This window comes from Pseudomonas sp. SK, from assembly GCF_012975065.1.
Classification (GTDB): Bacteria; Pseudomonadota; Gammaproteobacteria; order Pseudomonadales; family Pseudomonadaceae; genus Aquipseudomonas; species Aquipseudomonas anuradhapurensis.
Genome location: NZ_CP051857.1, coordinates 2417441 through 2433030 on the forward strand (window position 1 = coordinate 2417441; position 15590 = coordinate 2433030).

Here is a 15590-nt window from a genome sequence, read left to right on the forward strand (position 1 = left end):
AAACTCCGCACTGCGGGCAATTGTTGGCAAGCAGGCAGCGACCAAGAATTCTCGGCACACCGGGAAAATTTCCCGGGCACAACAAAAAAACCAAAGGTAGCCGTCATGACCCGATCCCCACGTCGTCCCGTGTTCGCCGTGAGCCTGGTGCTCAGCGCCATGCTGCTTGCCAGCGCGGCCCACGCTGCTGTCAGCAATGAAGAAATCCTCCAGGACCCGAAGAACCCGCAGCAGATCGTCACCAACGGCCTGGGTGTGCAGGGCCAGCGCTACAGCCCGCTGGACCTGCTCAACAGCAACAACGTCAAGGACCTGCGGCCGGTCTGGGCGTTCTCCTTCGGCGGTGAGAAACAGCGTGGCCAGCAGGCCCAGCCGCTGGTCAAGGACGGGGTGATGTACCTGACCGGTTCCTACTCGCGGGTGTTCGCCGTGGACGCCCGCACCGGCAAGAAACTGTGGCAATACGATGCGCGCCTGCCCGATGACATCCGCCCGTGCTGCGACGTGATCAACCGGGGCGTGGCGCTGTACGGTGACCTGGTGTTCTTCGGCACCCTGGATGCCAAGCTGGTAGCCCTGAACAAGGACACCGGCAAGGTGGTGTGGAGCAAGAAAGTGGCCGACCACAAGGAAGGCTACTCGATCAGCGCGGCGCCCATGATCGTCAACGGCAAGCTGATCACCGGGGTTGCCGGTGGCGAGTTCGGCGTGGTGGGCAAGATCCAGGCCTACAACCCGGAAAACGGCGAACTGCTGTGGATGCGCCCGACCGTGGAAGGGCACATGGGCTACGTCTACAAGGACGGCAAGGCGATCGAGAACGGCATTTCCGGCGGTGAGGCAGGCAAGACCTGGCCTGGCGACCTGTGGAAGACCGGCGGTGCAGCACCTTGGCTGGGCGGCTACTACGACCCGGAAACCAACCTGATCCTGTTCGGTACCGGCAACCCGGCGCCGTGGAACTCGCACCTGCGCCCGGGCGACAACCTGTACTCCTCGTCGCGCCTGGCCCTGAACCCGGACGATGGCACCATCAAGTGGCACTTCCAGAGCACGCCGCATGACGGCTGGGACTTCGACGGCGTCAACGAGCTGATCTCGTTCAACTACAAGGCCGGCGGCAAGGAGATCAAGGCGGCCGCCACTGCCGACCGCAACGGCTTCTTCTACGTCCTGGACCGCACCAACGGCAAGTTCATCCGCGGCTTCCCGTTCGTCGACAAGATCACCTGGGCCAGCGGCCTGGACAAGGATGGCCGGCCGATCTACAACGAGGCCAGCCGTCCAGGGGCACCGGGCAGCGAAGCCAAGGGTAGCTCGGTGTTCGTCGCCCCGGCCTTCCTCGGCGCCAAGAACTGGATGCCGATGGCCTACAACAAGGACACCGGGCTGTTCTATGTGCCGTCCAACGAGTGGGGCATGGATATCTGGAACGAAGGCATCGCCTACAAGAAGGGCGCGGCGTTCCTCGGTGCCGGCTTCACCATCAAGCCGCTCAACGAAGACTACATCGGCGTGCTGCGTGCCATCGACCCGGTCAGCGGCAAGGAAGTATGGCGCCACAAGAACTACGCACCGCTGTGGGGCGGGGTACTGACCACCAAGGGCAACCTGGTGTTCACCGGCACGCCGGAAGGCTTCCTGCAGGCGTTCAACGCCAAGACCGGTGACAAGGTCTGGGAGTTCCAGACCGGTTCCGGCGTGCTCGGTTCGCCGATCACCTGGGAGATGGACGGCGAGCAGTACGTTTCGGTGGTTTCCGGCTGGGGCGGCGCGGTGCCGCTGTGGGGCGGCGAAGTGGCCAAGCGGGTCAAGGACTTCAACCAGGGCGGCATGCTCTGGACCTTCAAGTTGCCCAAGCAGCTGCAAACCGCCAGCGCCAAGCGCTGACGCCATGACTTGCCGCTTGCCGCCAGCCAACCGGCGGCAAGCGGCCCTACTACCAAATGACGAGAGCCCCGCTGCCAACGATGCATTCGCCCGGCAGGCGGGGCTTTTTACCATCGGTTCATCGCCTGTCGCCGGACAGGCATCGACCACAGAGGCTCAGCATGATCTACGCACAACCCGGAACCCCTGGCGCCATCGTGTCCTTCAAGCCACGCTACGGCAACTTCATCAATGGTGAGTTCGTGCCGCCTCTGGGTGGCCAGTACTTCACCAACAGCTCGCCGGTCAATGGCCAGCCGATTGCCGAGTTCCCGCGCTCTGGCGCCGAGGACATCGAGCGCGCGCTGGACGCCGCCCATGCCGCTGCCGACGCCTGGGGCAAGACCTCGGTGCAGGAGCGGGCCCTGGTGCTGCTGAAGATTGCCGACCGTATCGAACAGCATCTGGAAGTGCTGGCCGTTACCGAAACCTGGGACAACGGCAAGGCGGTACGCGAAACCCTCAATGCCGACGTGCCGCTGGCGGCCGACCACTTCCGCTATTTCGCCGGTTGCATCCGCGCCCAGGAGGGCGGTGCTGCGGAAATCAACGAAGGCACCGTGGCCTACCACATGCATGAGCCGCTGGGCGTGGTCGGGCAGATCATCCCGTGGAACTTCCCGCTGCTGATGGCTGCCTGGAAACTCGCCCCGGCCCTGGCCGCCGGCAACTGCGTAGTGCTCAAGCCGGCGGAGCAGACGCCGCTGTCGATCACCGTGTTCGCCGAGCTGATCGCCGACCTGCTGCCTGCCGGCGTGCTGAACATCGTCCAGGGCTTCGGCCGGGAAGCCGGCGAGGCCCTGGCCACCAGCAAGCGCATCGCCAAGATCGCCTTCACCGGTTCCACCCCGGTGGGCTCGCACATCATGAAATGTGCCGCCGAGAACATCATTCCCTCTACCGTCGAGCTGGGCGGCAAGTCGCCGAACATTTTCTTCGCAGACATCATGCAGGCCGAGCCGGCGTTCATCGAGAAGGCGGCCGAAGGCCTGGTGCTGGCGTTCTTCAACCAGGGCGAAGTGTGTACCTGCCCGTCGCGGGCGTTGATCCAGGAATCGATCTACGAGCCGTTCATGGCCGAAGTGATGAAGAAGATCGCCAAGATCACCCGCGGCAACCCGCTGGACACCACCACCATGGTCGGTGCCCAGGCTTCGGAGCAGCAGTACGACAAGATCCTTTCCTACCTGGAGATTGCCCGCGAGGAGGGTGCCCAGCTGCTCACCGGTGGTGCTGCCGAGCGGCTCACCGGCGACCTGGCCAGCGGTTACTACATCCAGCCGACCCTGCTCAAGGGCCACAACAAGATGCGCGTGTTCCAGGAGGAGATCTTCGGCCCGGTGGTGGGCGTGACCACCTTCAAGGATGAGGCCGAGGCCCTGGCGATCGCCAACGACAGCGAATTCGGCCTGGGTGCAGGCCTGTGGACCCGCGACATCAACCGTGCCTACCGCATGGGCCGTGGGATCAAGGCGGGGCGGGTATGGACCAACTGCTACCACTTGTACCCGGCGCATGCCGCGTTCGGTGGCTACAAGAAGTCTGGTGTGGGCCGTGAAACCCACAAGATGATGCTCGACCACTACCAGCAGACCAAGAACCTGCTGGTGAGCTACGACATCAATCCGCTGGGCTTCTTCTAACATCGGGTCGGTTGACGCGGTCGACTGCAGGAGCGGCCTTGTGTCGCGAAAGGGCTGCGCAGCAGCCCCGGCGATTTGCGCGTTCATGCTGTATTCCTGGGGCTGCTTTGCAGCCCCTTTCGCGACACAAGGCCGCTCCTACAACTATCGCGCAACCGATCCTCCTACCAACGCACCTCGCAAGCTCGTTCCAAAGTAGCATTCGGCCCTGGCGCCGCGCATGCATTAATGCCTCTACCGGAATCGCCCGGCATAACAAGAGGACCGCCCCATGTGGACTAAACCCGCCTACACCGACCTGCGCATTGGTTTCGAAGTAACGATGTACTTCGCCAATCGTTGATGCCTGGCCGGCCATCGTCGCGATGGCCGGACCTTGTGTACCAAGCCCCTATGGAATTGATCGATCCCGAGCAGACCCTGGCCCTGGCCCGCGGCTTCCGCCTGCGCTGGGAGCCGCAGCTGGCGTGCCCGCTGTTGCTGCATGCGGGGGGCGTCATCGAGCTCAACGCCAGTGCCGGCTGGGTGCTCGAACTGCTGGACGGCCAGCGTAGCGTGGCGGCAGTCATCGCCCGGCTGGCGCAGCGTTTCCCCGGGGTGACCGGGCTCGACGAGGATGTGCTGGCGTTCCTGGAGGTGGCCCGCGCCAAGTGCTGGGTCGAATGAGCCGTGGCCAGGCTTTGGTCTGGTTGCTTTCGCCACGGGATGCTTTACGCTGGCGGTTACCTTCCAGAACAATAAGAACAGGCTTTCCGATGAGCCAGAGTTTCAGCCCGCTTCGCAAGTTCGTTTCGCCTGAAATCATTTTCGGTGCCGGTTGCCGGCATAACGTGGCCAATTACGCCAAGACCTTCGGCGCGCGCAAGGTCCTGGTGGTCAGCGACCCGGGTGTGATCGCCGCCGGTTGGGTCGCCGACGTCGAGGCCAGCCTGCAGGCGCAGGGCATCGACTACTGCCTGTACAGCGGCGTATCACCCAACCCACGGGTCGAGGAAGTGATGCTCGGCGCCGAGATCTATCGGCAGAACCACTGTGACGTGATTGTCGCGGTCGGTGGCGGCAGCCCGATGGACTGCGGCAAGGCCATCGGCATCGTGGTCGCCCACGGGCGCAGCATCCTCGAGTTCGAAGGCGTGGACATGATCCGCGTGCCCAGCCCGCCGCTGATCCTGATCCCGACCACGGCTGGAACCTCGGCCGACGTGTCGCAGTTCGTGATCATTTCCAACCAGCAGGAGCGCATGAAGTTCTCCATCGTCAGCAAGGCGGTGGTCCCGGACGTGTCGCTGATCGACCCGCAAACCACCCTGAGCATGGACCCGTTCCTGTCGGCCTGCACCGGCATCGACGCGTTGGTGCATGCCATCGAAGCGTTTGTTTCCACCGGCCACGGCCCACTGACCGACCCCCATGCGCTGGAAGCCATGCGCCTGATCAACGGCAACCTGGTGCAGATGATCGCCAACCCTGGCGATATTGCCCTGCGCGAGAAGATCATGCTGGGCAGCATGCAGGCGGGGCTGGCGTTTTCCAATGCCATCCTCGGCGCGGTCCACGCCATGTCGCACAGCCTGGGCGGGTTCCTCGACCTGCCGCATGGCTTGTGCAACGCGGTGCTGGTAGAGCATGTGGTGGCGTTCAACTACAGCTCGGCGCCGGAGCGTTTCAAGGTGATTGCCGAAGTGCTGGGCATCGACTGCCGCGGCCTCAACCATCGGCAGATCTGCGCGCGCCTGGTGGAACACCTGATCGCCCTGAAACGCGCGATCGGCTTCCATGAGACCTTGGGCCTGCATGGGGTGCGCACGGCCGATATCCCGTTCCTGTCGCAACATGCCATGGATGACCCGTGCATCCTGACCAACCCGCGTGCGTCAAGCCAGCGTGATGTCGAGGTGGTTTATGGCGAGGCCCTCTGACGACCAGCAGCGGGCCCTGGCCGGGCTGCTGGGGCTGGGCGACCACTCGGCACGCAAGAGCCATTACCCGGAGCTGGCGGCCCGCCTGGACGAGCTGGAGGCCGAACGCAACCGCTACAAGTGGTTGTTCGAGAATGCCGTGCACGGGATTTTCCAGGCCAGCCTGCAGGACGGCATGCGCGCGGCCAACCCGGCGTTGGCGCGCATGCTCGGTTACGACAACCCGCAAGCGTTGCTGCAGTGCCTGACCGATTTTGCCAGCGACCTGTTCGTCGAGGCCGACGAGCTGCACGCCATCACCGCGACCCTGGCCCGTGAACGCAGCCTGCACGGTTATGAAACCCGCTTGCGCCGCAAGGATGGCAGCCATATCGATGTGCTGATGAACCTGCTGCTCAAGCCTGGCCATGAGGGCCTGGTGGAAGGGTTTGTCGCCGACATCACCGAACGCAAGTTGGCCCAGCAGCGCTTGCAGCAACTCAACGACGAGCTTGAGCAACGAGTGGCTGCGCGCACCGACGAACTGTTGGAGGCCAACCGTAACCTGCAACAGCAGATCGCCGAGCGCAAACAGATCGCCCGCGCCCTGCGCGATGCCCGCGACGCTGCGGAAACCGCCAACCGCAGCAAGGACAAATACCTCGCCGCTGCCAGCCATGACCTGCTGCAGCCGCTGAATGCTGCCCGGCTGCTGATTTCGACCTTGCGCGAACGGCCGTTGCCGGAAGCGGAAAAAGTGCTGGTGGAACGCACCCATCAAGCCCTGGAGGGCGCTGAGGACCTGCTGACCGACCTGTTGGACATCTCCCGGCTTGACCAGGCAGCGGTCAAGCCGGACGTGGCGTCGTATCGTCTCGACGAACTGTTCGGGCCGCTGGTGTCGGAGTTTCGCACGGTGGCTGACGCGGCAGGCCTGAAACTGCGTGCCCGCATTGGCGACTATGCCATCAGCACCGACCTGCGGTTGATGACGCGCATCCTGCGCAATTTTCTCAGCAATGCTTGCCGCTATACCGATGAAGGCCGGATCCTGCTGGGGGCCAGGCGCCGTGGCAGGCATTTGCGCCTGGAGGTGTGGGACACCGGGCGGGGTATCGCCCAGGATCGGCTGCAGGCGATCTTCCTTGAATTCAACCAGCTGGACGTGGGCCGTGCCGCCGATCGCAAGGGCGTGGGCCTGGGGCTGGCCATCGTCGAGCGGATCGCCAAGATCCTTGGTTATCGGGTCGAGGTGCGTTCGTGGCCGGGGCGTGGCTCGGTGTTCAGCATCGAAGTACCGCTTGGCCAAGCGGTACCGCTGCCGGTCCACCCGGCCGTACCGCAGCCTGGCACCGGCAACCCATTGCCGGGCCGGCGGCTGCTGGTCGTGGACAATGAGGTGAGCATTCTCGAGAGCATGGGCGCATTGCTTGGGCAGTGGGGCTGCGAAGTGGTGACGGCAACCGACCAGGCCGGAGCATTGCTGGCCTTGCAAGGGCAGGCACCGGAATTGATCCTGGCAGATTTTCACCTGGACCACGGTGTGGTTGGCTGCGAGGTGGTCAGGCACTTGCGCGAGCATTTCGGCAGCGCCATTCCGGCGGTGATCATCACCGCTGACCGCAGCGATCAGTGCCGACGCTCGTTGCACAAGCTCGGTGCGCCGCTGCTGAACAAACCGGTCAAGCCGGGAAAACTGCGTGCAGTATTGAGCCAGCTGCTGGGCTAGGCATTGCTGGTCATTCACTAGCGAAGCGGTTGGCTGGCACCGGCTGTGCCGGTGATCGCGGCTGAAGCCGCTCCTACCGGTGCAGCGTCAACGCGGAGCCGGCGTAGTGCATGTAGGAGCGGATTTATCCGCGATGCAGGCGGCGCGGTGGCTGGCACCGGCTGTGCCGGTGATCGCGGCTGAAGCCGCTCCTACCGGTGCAGCGTCAACGCGAAGCCGGCGCTTTACTTGTAGGAGCGGGATCACGTGCAGCTACCCGGTTGCTCATTTCTTGCCAGGCAATACCGAACTGAGGACTTGCCTGGCCGTCTGCAGGATGACGCCAGCCTGGTCAGGGTCGCCCTTGAGCAAGCTGCTGGCGAATTTCTTCGCCTGCTCCAGCTTGATGTGCGGCGGTAGCGGTGGCACGTTCGGGTCGGTCTTGAACTCGATCAACACCGGCCGGTCAGCCGCCAACGCCCGCTCCCAGGCGGGGATGATGTCCTCCTCGCGATCCACATAGATGCCCAGCAGGCCAATGGACAGGGCGAACAGGTGATAGGGCACATCAGGTATCGACTGTGAGGCCTCGAACTTCGGGTCGCCCTCCATGACCCGTTGTTCCCAGGTAACCTGGTTGAGGTCTTCGTTGTTGAATACCGCGCAGATCCACTGCGGGTTCTGCCATTGCTGCCAGTACTTCGCCACGGTAATCAGCTCGGCCAGGTTGTTCATCTGCATCGCGCCGTCACCGACCAGCCCCACCACGCAGCGCTGCGGGTGGGCGAGCTTGGCAGCGATAGCGTAGGGCACGGCAGCGCCCATGCTGGCCAGGCCACCGGACAGCGAACATTGCATGCCCCGGCGAATCTGCAGGTCGCGGGCGAACCAGTTGGCACAGGAACCGGAATCACTGGTGACAATGGCCTGGTCCGGCAGGCGCGGGGAGAGCTCGTACACCACGCGCTGCGGGTTGAGCGGCTCGGCTGTGGCCTGGGCGCGTTTGGCCAGGGTCTTGTCCCACTGCGCACGCCAGCTTTCGATCCTGTCGCGCCAGCCCCGTTCGCGTTTGTGCTCAAGCAGCGGCAACAACGCAGCCAGGGTTTCACCGGCATCGCCAACCAGGTTCACCTCCATCGGGTAGCGCAAGCTGAGCATGTCCGGCTGCAGGTCGATCTGTACGCCGCGGGCCTGGCCTTCCCGCGGCAGGAATTCGGAATAGGGGAAGCCGGAACCGATCATCAGCAGGGTGTCGCATTCGTTCATCAGCTGGTAGCTGGGTTCGGTGCCGAGCAGGCCGATGGCGCCGGTGACCCACGGCAGCTCGTCGGGTAGCACGGCCTTGCCCAGCAGCGCCTTGGCCACCCCTGCACCGAGCTTCTCGGCTACCGCCATGACCTGCTCGCTTGCCTGCAGGGCCCCGGCGCCGACCAGCATCGCCACCTTGCGCCCGGCATTGAGCACCTCGGCCGCGCGCTGCAGGTCTGCCTCGAAGGGCAGCACCCTGGGCCTGCTGTAGCCGATGCCGGAATGCACAGTGCCGTGTGCCTTGGGCGGTTCGTGATAGGGCAGGTCCTGCAGGTCGTTGGGCAGGATGATGGCGGTGACCCGGCGTTCGCCGACGGCGGTACGTACCGCGCGGTCGAGCAGATGGCGTACTTGCCCGGGCGTCGAGGCCTGCTGGACGAAGGCACCGGCCACGTCCTTGAACATCGACAACAGGTCCAGCTCCTGCTGGTAGTGCCCGCCCAGTGCCGCACGCGCCTGCTGGCCAACGATGGCCAGCACCGGCTGGTGGTCCATGCGCGCGTCGTACAGGCCGGTCAGCAGGTGCGAAGCGCCGGGGCCGGAGGTGGCCATGCACACGCCCAGCTCGCCGGTGAACTTGGCATGCGCGCTGGCCATGAATGCGGCCATCTCCTCGTGCCGAGCCTGGATGAACTGGATCTTGCCATTGGCCCTGGCCAGTGCGCCGAACACGCCATTGATGCCATCGCCTGGGTAACCGAAGATGCGCCTTACGCCCCATTGGTACAAGCGTTCCACCAGAAAGTCGCCTACCGTGCCAGTCATGCTGTTCTCCTGGGCTGTCATCGATAGGGGTCTGGACTTGGCACAGCTCGGGAAAGTTTCACCTGTGTCGCCCGCAGCCTAGGGTTGCTGGTCGTCCATTCGTTGCTCCGGCTGTTCCTGCTGCTCTGCGCCGGGGGGGCCGCCTGCGGTTTGCCCGCCTTCAGCCAGGGCGCGGTATTCCTTGCGTAGCGCCTGCAGCTTCTTGCTGTCCATGTCTTCCAGGTCGAGGACCGACATCTCGGTATGCTTGGTCGCACGGATCAGCTCGTCCAGCTTGACGTGAATGATGTCGTTGTCGCGGTTCTGGGTGTTCTGGATCAGGAACACCATCAGGAAGGTGATAATGGTGGTGGAGGTGTTGATGATCAGCTGCCAGGTATCGTTGTAATGGAACCACGGCCCGGTGAGGCCCCATATCACGATGAGCAGCAAGGCGATGAGGAAGGTCTGAGGTCGTCCGGCGTGGTTGGACAACCATTGGCAGAATTGGGCGAATTTCATGATCTCGTCTCCAGGTGCGCCTGTAGCTTGGGACCCTGGCAACGGTCGGGAAGTTGTTTTTTTCCGCAGGCCCGGGACGCACGGTCTGCCGCGTTGAAGTTGAACGTCGCACGACCACGGCGCTCTTACATGCAAAGGGTACAGTGAGGGCTTCTTGATGAGCATTGAACGCAGCATCCCCGAGCTTGCGGCCTGGTATGCCCAGTACGACGACATCAGTTACCGGCGCGAGTCACCGGACGCCTACCACCACGAGCTGGTGCGCACCGCTGAAGCCCTGCGCGACGACGGCACCATTGACTGGGACGACTGGCTGGCCCTCAAGGCACTGGCCGACGATGCCCATGTGCATGCCCTGGAAGACGCCGTGCAGGCCCATGTCAGCGACCCTGACGCATGAAAGCGCTGAAGATCGCCACGTTCAACATCAATGGCATTCGCAGCCGCCTGCCGGCCTTGCTGGCCTGGCTGGAACGGGAGCAGCCGGACATCGCCTGCCTGCAGGAACTCAAGGCGGCGGATCAGCAATTTCCCCGCCAGGCACTCGAAGCGGCGGGTTATGGTTGTGTCTACCAGGGCCAGCCGTCGTGGAACGGCGTGGCCATCCTGGCGCGGGGCAGCGAACCGCTGGAGGTGCGTCGTGGCCTGCCAGGCATGGAGGACGATACGCAAAGCCGCTATCTGGAAGCGGCAGTGCATGGCGTGCTGGTGGCATGCCTCTACCTGCCGAACGGCAACCCGCAACCGGGGCCGAAATTCGACTACAAACTGCGTTGGTTCGAATGCCTGATCCAGCACGCGCAGGGTTTGTACGGCAGCGGCCACCCGACGGTGATGGCGGGTGATTTCAATGTGGTACCCACCGACATGGATATCTACAACCCGCGCTCCTGGTTGAAGGATGCCTTGCTGCAACCCGAGTCTCGGGCGTGCTTCGCCCGGTTGCTTGGGCAGGGCTGGGTCGATGCGATCCGCCATCTCTACCCCGACGAACGTATCTATACATTCTGGGATTATTTCCGCAACCACTGGGCACGCAACGCCGGCCTTCGTATCGACCATTTGTTGCTCAACCCTGACATGGCGCCCTACCTGAAGCGGGCAGGCGTCGATGCCTGGGTGCGTAACGAAGCCAAGGCCAGCGACCATGCGCCAACCTGGATCGAACTGGGCACGCGGCGCCGGCAAACATAGCTGCTCCAGCTTGCACGCCCCTGCGCTAGCGAGGGCGCCTGCGGACCCTGGCGCGGCCGCTGCCGTGGCCTCCTTGCCGGTGCGCAAGGACGGCGCAAGCGCCTATTAACTTACAAAATTGAATTTCTGTAGAACTTAAAGCGCAACTAGCCCCGTTCTATCTGCCATATATCGCGAATGTGCGAATCCGCCACCTATGACCGCCCGGCAGATCAATACTTGTTATCATTGACGCTTTACTCTCCTGCGCCAGTCTCACGAGAACACACTGTCTCGCCAGGGTTTCATCGAATACGAGTGCAAACAATGAAAAGGACGATCAAACCTTCTCCCAGCTCCAAGCCTGAGCGGGACGGGATTGTGCCAAGTCATCTCAATTTCCCGGTAGTAGGTATCGGTGCCTCTGCTGGCGGGCTTGCCGCCCTGAAAGTATTTTTCGAACACATGCCGGCAAACAGCGACATGTCGTTCGTCATCGTCCTGCATCTGTCGCCAGACCACGAAAGCGTGGCGGACAAGATCCTGCAGGCCTCCACTGCCATGCCGGTCATTCAGGTAACGGGCACCTCGCGCATCGAGCCGAATCATGTCTACGTGATATCGCCCGCCAGTCAATTGGCAATGAATGATGGCTACCTGAAAGTGGTGCCGTCGACCCGGCCATTGGGCAAGCATATTGCCATCGACCTGTTCTTCCGCGACCTGGCGGACGTGCACAAGGAATACAGTTTCTGCCTGGTGCTTTCCGGCACCGGCAGTGACGGTGCGGTGGGCCTGTCGCGGATCAAGGAGCAGGGCGGCATCACCATCGTGCAGAGCCCGGACGATGCCGAGTTCGACGGCATGCCGCTGGCGGCAATCGCCACCGGTATGGTCGATGCGGTATTGCCGGTGGCAGAAATACCGCACAAACTGCTGGAGTTGTGGCGTAACACGCAAACCATCAAATTGCCCGCTCCGCATGACCTGAAGGTGTCTGCACAGACCGAGGAACATGCACGCGAGGACGCCGAGCGGGTCATTCAGGACATCCTGCGCACCTTGCGTAACCGCACCGGGCACGATTTCAAGCATTACAAGCGTGCAACCGTGTTGCGCCGCATCGAGCGCAGGCTGCAAGTGACGACCCAGCCGGATCTACCCAGCTACCTGCGTTACCTGGAAGAAACCCCGGATGAAGCCAAGAAGCTGCTTGGCGACATGCTGATCGGAGTTACCAACTTCTTCCGCGACCGCGAGGCCTTCGAAGCCCTCGAACGCCATGTGCTGGGTTCGCTGCTCAGCGCCAGGGACGAGGATGACAACCGTGAAGAGGTGCGCATCTGGTCCGCTGGCTGCTCGACCGGCGAAGAGGCCTACAGCCTGGCGATCCTGAGCGCGGAACACCAGAAGCTCGAATCCCACCCGCTGAAGCTGCAGGTGTTTGCCACCGACATCGATGAGCGCGCGATTGCCGTTGGCCGCGCCGGGCTGTATTCGGAAGCCATCGTCACCGACGTGCCGCCGATGCGCCTGCGGCAGTATTTCGTCAAGGAAAACGAGCATTACCGGGTGCGCAAGGAAGTTCGTGAAAAGGTCTTGTTCGCCAAGCACAGCCTGCTGTCCGACCCGCCATTCTCGCAGATCGACCTGATTGTCTGCCGCAACCTGCTCATCTACCTGGACCGCGATATCCAGAAGGAGATGCTGCAGATGTTCCACTTTGCGCTGCGGCCTGGTGGCTATCTGTTCATGGGTTCGTCGGAATCCGCCGATGCCTGCCCTGAACTGTTCACCCCGGTAGACAAGCGTAACCGCATCTTCCGCGCCAAGGTCGGCGCCAGCGTGAACCGCCGCGCCCCGACCATGCCCAGGGGCGGGTTCACCCTGTCCAGCCTGGCAATGCCCGCGCCGCTGGTACAGGTGCAGCGCAAGTTTTCCTACGCCGACATCCATAACCGGGCCATGGCCCAGCAGATGCCGCCCAGCATGATTGTCGACAGCAATGGCGACATCCTGCACATGAACGAAGGGGCAGGGCGTTTCCTGCGCTACGTGACTGGCGAAGTCGCGCGCAACGTGATGGTGCTGATCATGCCCGAGTTGCGGCTCGAGTTGCGCACCACGCTGTTCCAGGCGCAGCAGAGCGGCAAGGCTACCCTGTCGCGCAAGGTACGCTTCAGTGAGGGCGATGCCGACTACTGGCTCGACATCGCCGCACGGCCCTACAAGGACGATGTAACCGCTCAGGAAGTCTGCACCATTGTCTTCAATGCGGCGCCGGTGAGTATCGGCGAGCAGATGCTGGAGTTCGACCAGCTGACCGAGAACAAAGTGATGGCCAGCCTCGAAAGCGAGCTGCAGCGCACCAAGTTGCACCTGCAGGAAACCATCGAGCAGTCGGAGGTTTCCAGCGAAGAGCTGAAGGCTTCGAACGAAGAGATGCAGGCAATCAACGAAGAGCTGCGTTCCGCCACCGAAGAGCTGGAAACCAGCAAGGAAGAATTGCAGTCGATCAACGAAGAGCTGCTGACGGTCAACTACGAACTCAAGAGCAAGGTCGAGGAAACCGACAAGATCAACGATTACCTGGCCAACCTGATCGCCTCCACCGATATCGCCACGGTGTTCGTCGACCGCAACATGCACATCCGTTGGTTCACCCCCCGGGCCAAGGATATTTTCAGCATGCTGCCGGTGGACACTGGCCGTTCGCTGCTGGACATCACGCACCGGCTCGACTACCCGCAACTGGCCGATGATGCCACTGCCGTCTACGAGTCGCTGACCATGATGGAGCGCGAGGTCAGCAGCAGCGACCAGCGCTGGTACATTGCCCGGCTGCTGCCTTACCGCTCCAGCGAAGACCATATCGACGGCACGGTGCTGACCTTCATCGACATCACCAAGCGCCGTGAAGCGGAAGAAGACCTGCGCCTGGGCCAGGAACGCATGCGCCTGGTGGCGGAAAGTACGCAGGATTTCGCCATCATCATCCTCGATGGCAACGGCCTTGTCTGCGACTGGAACCGGGGCGCCGAGTATATTTTCGGCTACACCCCCGAGGAGATTGTCGGCAGCCACTTCAGTGTGCTGTTCACTGCCGAGGACCAGGCCGCCGACGTGCCCGAAGCAGAATTGCGCCGCGCGCAGGAGCATGGCCGGGCGGAGGACGAGCGTTGGCACGTGCGCCAGGACGGCAGCCGCTTCTATTGCAGTGGCGAAACAGCCCGGTTGCGCGGCGAGACCGCAGGCTTCGTCAAGATTGCCCGCGACCTCACCGGGCACAAGCGCCTGCAGGACGAGCAAAGCAAACAGCTGGCCGAGACGCAGAGCGACAGCATGCTCAAGGACGAGTTCTTTGCGGTGATGTCGCATGAACTGAAGCATCCGCTCAACCTGATTCAGCTCAACGCCGAGATTCTTCGTCGGCTACCGGCGGTACGCAACACGGTCCAGGCGAGCAAGGCCATCGCTACCATCAACGACGCGGTGACCAGCCAGGCGCGCATCATCGACGACCTGCTCGACACGGCCCGCCTGCGCACCGGCAAGTTGAAACTGAAGAAGCAGTTGCTGGACCTGGTCGGCCTGGTCAAGTCGATCCATGCCATCGCTGCGGAGGAGTACCCGTCGGCACGTATCACCCTCGAGCTGCCCCAACCGGGCACCTCGCTGGTGGTCGATGGTGACCCGACGCGGATCGAGCAGGTGGTGTGGAACCTGCTCAACAATGCCCTGAAGTTCAGTGGCGAGAGAGCCCGCGTGCGGGTGATGCTGAGCCGCACGGAAAACTGCGCGCGGCTGGACGTGAGCGACAATGGGCCGGGGTTGTCGGCTGCCGACCTGTCCAGCATCTTCGACCTGTTCAAACAGGCCAAACATGCCAGCCACCGCCGCGATGGCCTGGGTATCGGCCTGGCCTTGGTCAGGCAGTTGGTCGAAGCCCACGGCGGTACCGTGGTCGCCCGGTCGGCCGGGTTGGGGCATGGCTCGACCTTCAGCGTCGAGTTGCCGCTGTCGAACCAGGCTCAGCCCGAGTTACCACCAGCCGACCCCTCCGAGGATGGTGATGGCCGGTTGAAAGGGTTGCGAGTGCTGCTGGTGGATGATTCGCCGGAAGTGGTCGACGTGATGCGCATGCTGCTGGAAATGGAAGACGCACTGGTCAGCAGCTACCTCGACCCACGCCAGGCGCTGCAGGAGGCCGCCGAGAAACGTTTCGATGTGATCCTGACGGATATCGGCATGCCGGAAATGGACGGGCATGAGTTCGTCAGCGCCTTGCGCGAGAAAAAACAGCACCGTCTCACCCCGACGATCGCGCTGAGCGGTTACGGCACCAACCAGGCCAAGCGGGCAGACGAGGCGGCGCTGTTCGATCGTCGGCTGACCAAGCCGGTGCAGTACGACGAGCTGGTCGAAGCCATCGAAGCGGTCTGCCGCATCGGCCAGGCTTGAAACCTTGGGCGGCCTTGTGCAACACAAGGCCGCTTGCCAGCAATTGGCGCCGCGGATGCAAACCCCAAGCAATACCGCGTCGGGGGTTTGTTAGCCCGAATATCTTGTGCCCAAGTGCTTAAAGCATTTCGTCAGCGATAGCGAAATCACTTTCAGCCCGCAGCGTTTGCCTTCGGTCATTAGTGAACACAGACCAACCTGTGT

11 protein-coding genes are annotated in these 15590 nt (G+C 63.0%); 9 read left to right on the forward strand and 2 right to left on the reverse strand.

Translation table 11 applies throughout. From position 1 onward, the window contains the following. Positions 1-105: 105 nt before the first annotated feature. The 6 genes from pedH to HG549_RS11190 all read left to right on the forward strand — a co-directional run bounded on the left by pedH (position 106) and on the right by HG549_RS11190 (position 7199). Positions 106-1890: a PQQ-dependent alcohol dehydrogenase PedH gene (gene pedH, locus HG549_RS11165; RefSeq protein ID WP_170029550.1), complete on the forward strand. Its 1785-nt coding sequence runs from the start codon at positions 106-108 to the stop codon at positions 1888-1890. Positions 1891-2051: 161 nt separating this feature from the next. Continuing rightward, positions 2052-3572, forward strand: a complete 1521-nt coding sequence (locus HG549_RS11170; protein WP_170029551.1) for an aldehyde dehydrogenase family protein — start codon at positions 2052-2054, stop codon at positions 3570-3572. Between the two features lie 271 nt (positions 3573-3843). Beyond that, positions 3844-3915 carry a pyrroloquinoline quinone precursor peptide PqqA gene (gene pqqA / locus HG549_RS11175; protein ID WP_003243383.1) on the forward strand — a complete coding sequence of 24 codons (72 nt, stop codon included), beginning with the start codon at positions 3844-3846 and terminating at the stop codon, positions 3913-3915. A 50-nt stretch (positions 3916-3965) separates the two neighbouring features. Continuing rightward, positions 3966-4238, forward strand: a complete 273-nt coding sequence (gene pqqD / locus HG549_RS11180) for a pyrroloquinoline quinone biosynthesis peptide chaperone PqqD (protein ID WP_170029552.1) — start codon at positions 3966-3968, stop codon at positions 4236-4238. 89 nt (positions 4239-4327) lie between these two features. After that, positions 4328-5491, forward strand: a complete 1164-nt coding sequence (gene ercA, locus HG549_RS11185) for an alcohol dehydrogenase-like regulatory protein ErcA (protein ID WP_170029553.1) — start codon at positions 4328-4330, stop codon at positions 5489-5491. After that, a complete protein-coding gene (locus tag HG549_RS11190) occupies positions 5475-7199 on the forward strand; it encodes a NahK/ErcS family hybrid sensor histidine kinase/response regulator (RefSeq protein WP_170029554.1) in 1725 nt (574 codons plus the stop codon). Before ercA ends, HG549_RS11190 begins: the two co-directional genes overlap by 17 nt. Before the next feature lie 264 nt (positions 7200-7463). Here the strand turns inward: HG549_RS11190 and HG549_RS11195 are convergent, their stop codons facing one another. Next, entirely contained in the window at positions 7464-9251 is a 1788-nt protein-coding gene (locus HG549_RS11195; protein WP_170029555.1) for a thiamine pyrophosphate-requiring protein, read from the reverse strand. A gap of 78 nt (positions 9252-9329) precedes the next feature. After that, positions 9330-9752 carry a low affinity iron permease family protein gene (locus HG549_RS11200; protein ID WP_170029556.1) on the reverse strand — a complete coding sequence of 141 codons (423 nt, stop codon included), beginning with the start codon at positions 9750-9752 and terminating at the stop codon, positions 9330-9332. A gap of 157 nt (positions 9753-9909) precedes the next feature. On the opposite strand from HG549_RS11200, the gene HG549_RS11205 reads away from it, so the two are divergent. From HG549_RS11205 to HG549_RS11215, 3 genes are all read left to right on the forward strand, one after another. Beyond that, entirely contained in the window at positions 9910-10152 is a 243-nt protein-coding gene (locus HG549_RS11205) for a hypothetical protein (protein ID WP_170029557.1), read from the forward strand. Beyond that, the gene (gene xth / locus HG549_RS11210) at positions 10149-10946 is read left to right on the forward strand and encodes an exodeoxyribonuclease III (protein ID WP_170029558.1); all 798 of its coding nucleotides are present in this window, start codon (positions 10149-10151) and stop codon (positions 10944-10946) included. The genes HG549_RS11205 and xth overlap by 4 nt, the downstream gene beginning before the upstream one ends. Positions 10947-11252: 306 nt before the next feature. Continuing rightward, a complete protein-coding gene (locus HG549_RS11215; protein ID WP_170029559.1) occupies positions 11253-15386 on the forward strand; it encodes a CheR family methyltransferase in 4134 nt (1377 codons plus the stop codon). The last annotated feature ends 204 nt before the right edge of the window (positions 15387-15590 follow it).

Bases quoted from the DNA above. Each gene is read 5' to 3' on its own strand.
- pedH (WP_170029550.1), top strand. From the start codon at position 106: ATGACCCGATCCCCACGTCGTCCCGTGTTCGCCGTGAGCCTGGTGCTC.
- HG549_RS11170 (WP_170029551.1), top strand. From the start codon at position 2,052: ATGATCTACGCACAACCCGGAACCCCTGGCGCCATCGTGTCCTTCAAG.
- pqqD (WP_170029552.1), top strand. From the start codon at position 3,966: ATGGAATTGATCGATCCCGAGCAGACCCTGGCCCTGGCCCGCGGCTTC.
- ercA (WP_170029553.1), top strand. From the start codon at position 4,328: ATGAGCCAGAGTTTCAGCCCGCTTCGCAAGTTCGTTTCGCCTGAAATC.
- HG549_RS11190 (WP_170029554.1), top strand. From the start codon at position 5,475: ATGGCGAGGCCCTCTGACGACCAGCAGCGGGCCCTGGCCGGGCTGCTG.
- HG549_RS11195 (WP_170029555.1), bottom strand. From the start codon at position 9,251: ATGACTGGCACGGTAGGCGACTTTCTGGTGGAACGCTTGTACCAATGG.
- HG549_RS11200 (WP_170029556.1), bottom strand. From the start codon at position 9,752: ATGAAATTCGCCCAATTCTGCCAATGGTTGTCCAACCACGCCGGACGA.
- HG549_RS11205 (WP_170029557.1), top strand. From the start codon at position 9,910: ATGAGCATTGAACGCAGCATCCCCGAGCTTGCGGCCTGGTATGCCCAG.
- xth (WP_170029558.1), top strand. From the start codon at position 10,149: ATGAAAGCGCTGAAGATCGCCACGTTCAACATCAATGGCATTCGCAGC.
- HG549_RS11215 (WP_170029559.1), top strand. From the start codon at position 11,253: ATGAAAAGGACGATCAAACCTTCTCCCAGCTCCAAGCCTGAGCGGGAC.